Origin of the sequence: Novosphingobium album (ex Liu et al. 2023), from assembly GCF_029076845.1 — a bacterium.
Classification (GTDB): Bacteria; Pseudomonadota; Alphaproteobacteria; order Sphingomonadales; family Sphingomonadaceae; genus Novosphingobium.
Window position 1 is genome coordinate 1 of record NZ_JARESE010000058.1, and the last position, 8,154, is coordinate 8,154.

Sequence of the window (8,154 nt, forward strand, 5' to 3'; positions counted from 1 at the left end):
GACAACCGATCCTACCGGCCATCATAGTCGCCGCTCAACCGGCCATCGTAGTTGTCGCCGCGCACGCCCTGGAGCTTCACCGAGTGCTCGAAGCTGCGCCCGTCGTCGATGACAACGACTTGCGCGCCAGCCCCCCGAAGCGCCGCGCACATTTCCTGGAGCAGTACCGACTTGCCCGATCCAGACTTGCCGCAGATCGCGACATTGTGGTTGCCAGCATCGTTCTCGAACGGGGACCAGAAGAAGGGCTGGCCGCGCCGGCCCACGAACAGCAGGTGCGGATGGACGCTGCCGAGATATTCGCCTTGCAGCGGAGCGATATTGGCCGCTGTCGTCGAGAGCACGGTCTTGAAGCGCTTGAGGCGCTCCATGTCGGCGCCAAGCCCATCGGCGAGCGTCATCGGCATGGCTGCCAGCAGTCCCTGGATCTGCAGGTAACGCTCATCGGCAAGATCCCAGCCTGCCGCCTTGTAGATCGACCTGACCGCACGTTCGTCGCGGTCGCCGCGGCCGAGCGGCGAATAAGTCGTCAGGCCATAGAAAACCCGCACGAGGCGGCGGCCTTCCTGCAACTCGGACTGGACATGCTGCCATTCGGCGGCCTGCTCGCCGATCCGCGGCAGGAAGCGTGCGCTGCGTGTTCCGGCGAGGCTCGTGGTTCGCATGAACTTGAACCCGGCCTTTGCGCTCGCCGCTTCCTGGTCGGGATAGACGAGGCAGAGCATGGTCGCAGCCGGGCAGGGGAAGCGCAGCTTGTCGGTGAACAGATCGCCGATCAGCCGGGCGCATTCCCACGGCGCCCAGCGCTGGGGCATGTTGCGCGAGGAAAAATGCCGCACATCGAACGAATCGGGGTAGACCGTGCCGATCTCGGGAACACCGTCCTCAACCTTGCCGGTCGCCCGAAACCGCTCGGTCACGAGCCGCATCCGGTCTTCCTGGATGACAAGCTCGATATCGTGCCGGATCGCCTGCGACGCGATCACATCATTGGGGTTGTAAGGCACGGCATCATCCTGCGGCGCGGTGGTCGGTGAAGTCAGGTCGTCGATGATGGCAATCAGCTGCTGCGGCTCGACTTCGGCGATGCCGAGGTTGAGCGACTTCAGCATGGCGATGAGGCCGTCACGGGTCTGCTTGAGATCCTCGTTACTGACCGCCTTGGCGGCAGGCACGCCGACCGAAACGATCACCTGATGATGCCGCGCGTGGAAAGGCGCATCCTGCGAGCCCGATTCCCAGACGAGCCCGTAAAGCCGTCGCGCGCGGTGGCGGGCAATCGCTTCATAAACGCCGCCCTGGACATAGCGCGGCGCAAACCAGGGCGCGATGATCCGGCTGATGCGCGGGGATGCAAGATGCAGCACCTGGAGACAGGCGCCAGCCGGCAAGCCTTCCGAGAAGAACGATCCGAGGATCTCGCCGGTGCGTTCGTCCGCGCCGATCAGTGGGGTGACAGCAAGGACGAAGCCTTTCGACCGCGCGTTGAGATAGAGCCGGCTTACCGGGTCATAGACCCGGTAAGGCAGCCAGTCCGAAAGCAGATCGAGCATCAGGGCGGGGCGGCCGTGCTCGGCATGTTCGGCATCGCCTAACAGACCGGTCAGGATCCCGTCGACAATCGTTCTCAGCTTCTCGGCCATCACTTGGGCTCCTTCCGGGACTTTGCCGTGTGCTTGGCGGCCTCGATCGCCTCGATGGTCGGGAAGATCAGCGGGGCCTTGTCGGCAGAGAGCCGAGGGGTTCGAGCATGCGGAGACTGCGACATGTCGAACCCCTCGACCGCCGGTGCTGTCGCACCGGCAACCGCCTCGCGCGCCGTGGAGGGGAGGGCCAGCGGCGAGGCAGGGGGGACGTCCTCGAACGAGGACGAGGGCTGATAGGGCTGTCCGAGATCGAAGGTCTCGGCTTCGGGCTGTTCGGCCGGGTGGAGGGCGTTGCTATCGGGCAGCGCCTCGCCTTTGGCCTGCGCGGCTTTGAGCTGGCGGCTGAGCTGGCGCATCAGCGACGGGGCGGTGTCCTCGCCTGCCTTGCGGCGCAGTTCCGCGGCCCAGCGCGGATTTTCGACCACCGCCCAGGCAACCGCATCGTCGTGCAGCGTCCCGGTTTCATCGATATGGGCCGGAAACACGATCCTGAGCGTGCGCTCTAACGTGCGGCCCTGATCGCCGGAAGCGACGGGAACAGGGGGGCGCAGACCATGCTGGACCGAACCGGTCGCGGACAGATCCTTGGTCGCGCGGGCATCGATTACCTGGCTGGGCGCGCAGCCGCCCTTGGGGGCGCGACAGGTGAAATCGCCTTCGATATTGGTGCCCAAGGTGGCGCAGCCGCTGGTCAGCACGGCAAGGCAGGCAGATGCGAGAAGACGGCGGGGAAATTCCATGACGATTATCCTTTCTTGGCCGGGGCGGGGGTGGCTGCTTTTGCGGGCTTGAGGAATTCGCGGAGCACGGAAGCCGGGCGATAGCCTTCAAGGATCGTCCCGTCGGACGGGCGCACGATGACCGGCGTGCCGTTGAAGCCATGCGCCTTGCCAAAGGCTTCATTGGCATCGAGTCCGCTGGTGTCACAGGGCTTCGGATTGGCGAGCGTGAGGCCCGAATAGGCCATATGCAGGGACACCTCGGGGCGCGGCGAGCACAGCACCCGTTCGGCATCGCGACGGCTATCCGCTCCAAAGATCGAAATAGGCCGCTCCTCGACGCGTGCGCCGATCGCCTTCAGCTCGGCCTCGAGCTTCTTGCAGTAGCCACAGTGGAAATCAGAAAAGACGACGACCTCGGGACCATCCGCCGGTCCCCAGGTGATCGCGCCGTTCGCGGGCAGGCCGGCAAGCGACACCTTCTGCGGTGTGGCGCGCGGGCCGGGCTGGCTTTCTTCGCCGGCATTGCTCCGCCGCGCCCCGCCAGCAGCCAACAGGTCGGGATTAAGCGCGAGGAGACGGGCTGCGGTCAGGTCCTGGCGCGCCTCCATGTCGTAGATACGCCCGATCACCAGATATTTGGCCGCGCGATCGACGTAGAACAGCGTCGATTTCGAGGCGACTTCGCAAAGGCCGCCAAGGCCATCGCAGGTGATGGCATCGATCGGCGTCTTGGGCAGGCGGAGCTTAAGCGCGGCGCGTACCTTCGCCGTATCGGGCACTTGGGCCGGCGAAGCGAGACTGGCCACGCCCCAGCCGGTCGCGGACGACAGGGCGAGGACAGCAGCGGCGGCCGCCACCGGGCGCAGCCAGCGCCGCGGCTTGGTCGGGGTCGGATCGTTCGCGGCGGGGGTCATTGGGAGTTCCTCACGTAGACGCCGTCGAGGAAGACGATCTCGACATCGATGCCGGTCGGCATCTCGACGACGGGTTGGTATTGTTCGGCGCGCTCGATCAGATATTTGCTGACCGTATCGGCGGCGTCCGCAGCGCCCTGGCCGAGCCCGCCACCGAGGATGTCGCCGGCGGAGAGCTTCGAGCGAGTGCCGTCGGCATTGGTCGTGACGCCGGAGAAGACGCTGTTGGCGTTCGCCGAAAAACCGCGCCCGAACCCGCCGACAATCCCGGCAAGCAATGCCTGACTGACAAGGCTGCCCTCGCGGCTGACGACACGGCCACGCACGCCCGATTTTCCGGCAAAGCTGATGAAGCCCTTGACCTCGCTCACCGCGACGCGCCCGCCGGGCTGGTCGCAGGTCATCCGCGCCAGCTTCACATAGACCTTCTCGGACGAGAGATCGCCGCGCGCCGCGCCATTGACGATGCAGCCCTGGAGCCGCGTGGTCAGAACCTTGCCGTTCTGCATGACCGATCGCGCCGGACCGGTAATGCGCAGCACTACGGGAAGCGGATCGGTCTGGCTCGCGACGCCCGCCGACGCATCGACGCCGACGATGACCTTGGCCGGAGCATAGGAGTTGGGGGGAAGGTAGTCGGGGGAGTCCTCGACCACGACCGGCGGCGCCTCCGGGCGAGCCGATCTCAGTCCGCTGGTTCCCGCCTTGTCCGAAGTGAAGCTCATGAGCTTCACTTCACCGGGGCCGGGGAGGCCGGTTTCGCCGGGGGCGAGCGCTGCACCAGTGGAGGCAGGCTGCAGCGAACGCCCGCGCGCATTGTAGCCACCCGCCTGCGGGCCATAGGCCGGCGGCGGTACGCTTGCGGTTGCCGGCGCGGCCTGGCTGGCAAGGCGCGACTTGAGATCCGCGTTCTCAGCAGAGATCGCATCGATCGCGGCCTGGCCGTCGATCCGCATGGCCTGGTTCTCCACCTTGAGTGCGGCCAGTTGGGATTCGATTTCCTCGCGCGGGAGGCTCGCGTCCTTCATTGCCTTCTGCTCACGGGTCACGGCATCGAGACGGTTGCCGTAAGTGGCGACGAATTCGCGTTGCGAAAGGTCGCGATTGATGAGCCCGGCCGTGTCGATGGCCTGGGGCGCAGTGGGATCGTCGCTCTTCGGGTGGTCGTCGCCGCCCAGAATGAACCAGCTGCCGCCGACAAGCGCGAGTGCGCCCAATGAGCCGAGCAGAAGCTTCTGCCGCCGCGCCGTCTTCGCGTTGAGGCTGGTTACCGGCGATGGCGATGCCGGATCGGCCTGTATCGGGGTTGAGGTCGAGGGAGCATCAGTCATGGCCCAACCCTCCGTTCGCACCGACGATGAAGGCGACCGTGCTTTCTCCCAATTTGAGAGTGGGCTGGCCGATCGAGATTGCGAGTGTCTGGGAGGACGCGAGATCCGCTTCGGCAAGCGTCAGCGGTTTGCGGCCACGGTTCGCCAGACGGATGACCTTCCCGGCCAGCGCGCCGCCGCGGTAATCGGCGATGAGCTGGATTTCGAGATCGCCGACCCGTGCCGGAAGGCCTGAGGATTGCCTGACTTCGAAGCCATCGACCGTCCGGTCATTGGCCATGGCCTGGATGAGCCGCACCGCGCTCGTCTCCAGCGGTGTTTCGCTTTCCCAGCCTGACGCCTGGTTTTTCGCGATCGCGGGGTTGGTGATGAAGACCTGCACTGCCGGAAGCGGCTGGACCTGGCAGGCCACCTTGTAGACGAAGCCCTTCTTGGTTGTGGCGAAGAAGCTGATCGACCGCGCCGCATAGGTCTCGGGCACCGACACGTAGATGTCCCCGCGCAGCGGTTCGTTGGTGACCGCGAAATCATTGTAGGGCGTCCCGGTCGAGATCTTCGAAACGCTGGCAAACTGGTCGTCGACGAGCGCGAACCGCGTCAGTTCGCGGGCCGACACGGCGCATTCGATGCTCGCTCCGTCCGCAGCCTGTTTGAACTGGTCGGCGGCAGTCGCGCCGCTCGCTGAAAATGCGAGCATGGTGCTGGCGCAAAGAGCCAGGCTCCACGCGCGCGTCTTGCGTCGGCAAGCCATCACTGGATCTCCTTCGTTGGGTCTTTGGCGGGCAACTGGCTGAAGCCTGACAGCGCGAGGCGCAGGCCCCGGTAGGTCCAGTTGAAGCGGAAACGGCGTTCGTCGCTTGCGATGACCTGGGCGCCGACAAAAGTCTTGAGCGTGCCGGTCACATCGGAGGTCAGCCCCTTGGGATCGACGGTCATCGAACGGATGACGAAGGCCTGGGTGACGTCCGAACCCCGCTGCTCTTCGACGATCCGGACGAGATCAGCTTTGAGCCGTCCGTAGCTTGCCGGATCGGCGAGCTTCAGGATCTCGTCCATCCAGTAGTCGAGGCCCTCGGGGCTGCGATTGAGAAGAACGAGCGCGGCATCGCGGGTCACGAGTTCGAGATAGTCGGCCTCGACCCCCGCGCTGCTGACGGTGAGCTGCCTGGGCAACGTCGGCAAGAGCACGACTTCGCGGTCGCGGGTGGCGGCCAGGCTGACAGCCACGACGAGCGCAATGCCAAGCCCGGCGCTGGTGAGCGCGAAGAGATTGCGTTGGCGCAGCAGCGATTGCTGGCGCCCGTGGGAAATGTCGGCAAACATGGATGTCTCCCCTCAACCGGCAAGCAGGCGGCAGTGGGAAGGCGGCGTCGCCTTCAGGCCCAACAATCCGGCCGGCAAATACCAATAAGCGGCATGGGCTACCCAGGAACTGGCGCGTCCTGCTTTTGCCTTTCGCAGCGCGAACCAGGCGCCGAAGGCAACGATGATGCCGATAAAAATATGCTGGCTGAGGATCCCCCAGGTGAAGGGGACGATCATCCCGGCGAACTCGTCGATGGTCCAGAAGCCGATGAGCTCCGGGTCGTCGAGCCGATGCGGGATGATGTATGGGTCTGCCATGGCGACGCGCCTTCCCGTCCGATGCGTCAGATGACCGCGGTGACGACCGAGGTGACGATCGGGACACCCGTGCCGACGCCGATGCCGACGCCGACAGGCACAGCGACCTGTCCGAGCGAGAACCGGCCCGAGGCGAGACCGATGAGGCCGCCTGCAAGGCTGAGGACGGTGATGATCTTGCCGCCCGAGCCTTCAAGGAAATCGGTGAATTTGGTGAGGGCCGGCGTGAAGGTCGTGTCGGCGCCCGCGTAGGCGGCGCTGGAAGCGAGCGCTGCAACCGCAAGCGGAACTGCAAAGGTCATGGCGCGCCCGAACTTCGAGGGGCTTCGATCGGTGGCGCCGCAACGCCGCGAGAGGGTGAGAGGCTGCATATGGAGCTCCATCTGGAGGAGTGAACCCAGCGTTCTTTCGTTCGCTGTGTGTTCCACATGTATCTAGGAAATATATGTAGGAAAGTCGGATTGCCTGTCGAGCTGCTGCGGCGGACGGATATGGACGCATCGAACGGACGAGGTCGGCGACAATGAGCATAGACAGCGGTTTATCTATTGATTGGCGTCGACGAATCCCGACAGGAGTGGCGGCGATCGTCGGCGAATCGGGGTTAGAGGATGATTCGCCTAGAAACGATATATTCCTTAAATGTTCTTTTTGTTTTCCTACATGCGTCGCGCGCGATATGGCTACGACTCAGTTCTTCAGTGTTGGAGTTTTTGTCGATGCACCAGTCCGCGTCATTCCGAGGCGAAGCCAACGCAAGCCTTGCGCACATTCTTGCCCATGCGATCCAGTCGTCCGACAAGCCCAAGCATCAGATCGCCCGGGAAGTTGGGATCCACCGCGAGACGTTGCTTCGGGTGATGCGCGGCGATCGGCCGATCGGCGTCGAGGAAGCCGCGCGCGTTCTCGACGTGTGCGGCGCCTTTCCCCGTGCCAGCATGATCCTGGCTCTCGCTGGTCAGGAGGATCTCGCCTGCGACTGGATGCGCAGCGAAATGGGGGAGTTCCTTGAGGACTTCTTCATTGCCTTGCCGAGGCAGCTCGAACGTACGCTCGGGCCACGCGTCGAGGATTTGCGGCCCCGGTGGGCCAATGGCACTTCGCAGCTCGTCGCGCGCATGCTCGCCAAGCACATCGATGATTTTGCCAATCGCGACATTTCGATGGTGTTGCCGCGCTGATCCAATTCACCTCGGAGGGGACCGAGAAATTGACCCGACAGGAGCGATCATGAATGCACATCCTCAGCTTACTGAAAACGGCGCGACCGCCGACCAGACATTGCCGCAAGTCCCCCCGCCGGCACGGCTCTTGCGGCTGCCCGAAGTCATGGACCGAGTTGGCTTGCGCCGTTCGGCCATCTACCAGCGGATGAGCGAGGGTCGCTTTCCAAAGTCCCGCTCGCTCGGCCCCAAATGCGCGGTGTGGGTTGAGGCGGAAATCGAGGAGTGGATTCATCAGGTCGCCGGGCGCGACATCTAAAGCGAGGTTCAGGTCGATGACCCATGTGAAATTCGGTGCTGGAGCGTTGCCGATCTGAAGGCCACCCTCCGGTTACGCTTCGCTCCACCTGCGGCCGGCCATGGCGCCCGAGGCAATCTTACACTAACAAACAACCCGGACCACTCGGTGGGGGCCGAGCATTGAAGCGTGCCGAGGGGCTGGCCCCTTCCATGACTTTTTTTCGGAAGATGGGCATGGGCGATGACCCATGCTCTCGATACTGAGCCTGGCAAGGCTACCACTTTGAAAAGGTTAGGTCGGAAGCAAGGCTGCGTTGTCGACGGTCGATCAGACTTCCATACGCGGGTTGGATACCGCATGAACACGTTTCGTCTTGGGGCTATCTCTTACTAGTGTCCTGAACCTGAAGTTCGTTCAGGCATATTTCTGACGCAGAAGCGCTCGATGGAAGCGA

9 protein-coding genes and 1 pseudogene are annotated in these 8,154 nt (G+C 64.2%); 2 read left to right on the plus strand and 8 right to left on the minus strand.

Features of this window, described 5'->3' with window-relative positions; translation table 11 throughout:
• Nucleotides 1–59 precede the first annotated feature (59 nt).
• The 8 genes and pseudogenes from PYV00_RS16680 to PYV00_RS16715 form a co-directional block, all read right to left on the minus strand.
• A pseudogene (locus tag PYV00_RS16680) lies at nt 60–1,643 on the minus strand (DUF5934 domain-containing protein); the annotation flags it as partial.
• Nucleotides 1,643–2,320, minus strand: coding sequence for a conjugal transfer protein TraV (locus PYV00_RS16685; RefSeq protein WP_275229441.1), 678 nt, complete (start codon nt 2,318–2,320; stop codon nt 1,643–1,645). The pseudogene PYV00_RS16680 and the gene PYV00_RS16685, both read right to left, overlap by 1 nt.
• Nucleotides 2,321–2,391: 71 nt before the next feature.
• Nucleotides 2,392–3,282 (minus strand): DsbC family protein, encoded by an 891-nt coding sequence (locus PYV00_RS16690; protein ID WP_275229442.1) that lies wholly within the window; start codon nt 3,280–3,282, stop codon nt 2,392–2,394.
• Entirely contained in the window at nt 3,279–4,613 is a 1,335-nt protein-coding gene (locus PYV00_RS16695; RefSeq protein ID WP_275229448.1) for a TrbI/VirB10 family protein, read from the minus strand. The genes PYV00_RS16690 and PYV00_RS16695 overlap by 4 nt, the downstream gene beginning before the upstream one ends.
• The gene (locus PYV00_RS16700; protein WP_275229443.1) at nt 4,606–5,364 is read right to left on the minus strand and encodes a type-F conjugative transfer system secretin TraK; all 759 of its coding nucleotides are present in this window, start codon (nt 5,362–5,364) and stop codon (nt 4,606–4,608) included. Before PYV00_RS16700 ends, PYV00_RS16695 begins: the two co-directional genes overlap by 8 nt.
• Nucleotides 5,364–5,936 (minus strand): type IV conjugative transfer system protein TraE, encoded by a 573-nt coding sequence (locus PYV00_RS16705; RefSeq protein ID WP_275229444.1) that lies wholly within the window; start codon nt 5,934–5,936, stop codon nt 5,364–5,366. The genes PYV00_RS16700 and PYV00_RS16705 overlap by 1 nt, the downstream gene beginning before the upstream one ends.
• 12 nt (nt 5,937–5,948) lie before the next feature.
• Nucleotides 5,949–6,236: a type IV conjugative transfer system protein TraL gene (traL, locus tag PYV00_RS16710; protein WP_275229445.1), complete on the minus strand. Its 288-nt coding sequence runs from the start codon at nt 6,234–6,236 to the stop codon at nt 5,949–5,951.
• Nucleotides 6,237–6,262: 26 nt separating this feature from the next.
• Nucleotides 6,263–6,607 carry a TrbC/VirB2 family protein gene (locus PYV00_RS16715; protein ID WP_428981652.1) on the minus strand — a complete coding sequence of 115 codons (345 nt, stop codon included), beginning with the start codon at nt 6,605–6,607 and terminating at the stop codon, nt 6,263–6,265.
• A 348-nt stretch (nt 6,608–6,955) separates the two neighbouring features.
• Here PYV00_RS16715 and PYV00_RS16720 point away from each other — a divergent pair, with 348 nt between their 5' ends.
• Together PYV00_RS16720 and PYV00_RS16725 are read left to right on the plus strand one after the other, a co-directional pair.
• Nucleotides 6,956–7,417, plus strand: coding sequence for a transcriptional regulator (locus PYV00_RS16720; RefSeq protein ID WP_275229446.1), 462 nt, complete (start codon nt 6,956–6,958; stop codon nt 7,415–7,417).
• Between the two features lie 49 nt (nt 7,418–7,466).
• Nucleotides 7,467–7,718: an AlpA family transcriptional regulator gene (locus PYV00_RS16725; RefSeq protein WP_275229447.1), complete on the plus strand. Its 252-nt coding sequence runs from the start codon at nt 7,467–7,469 to the stop codon at nt 7,716–7,718.
• The last annotated feature ends 436 nt before the right edge of the window (nt 7,719–8,154 follow it).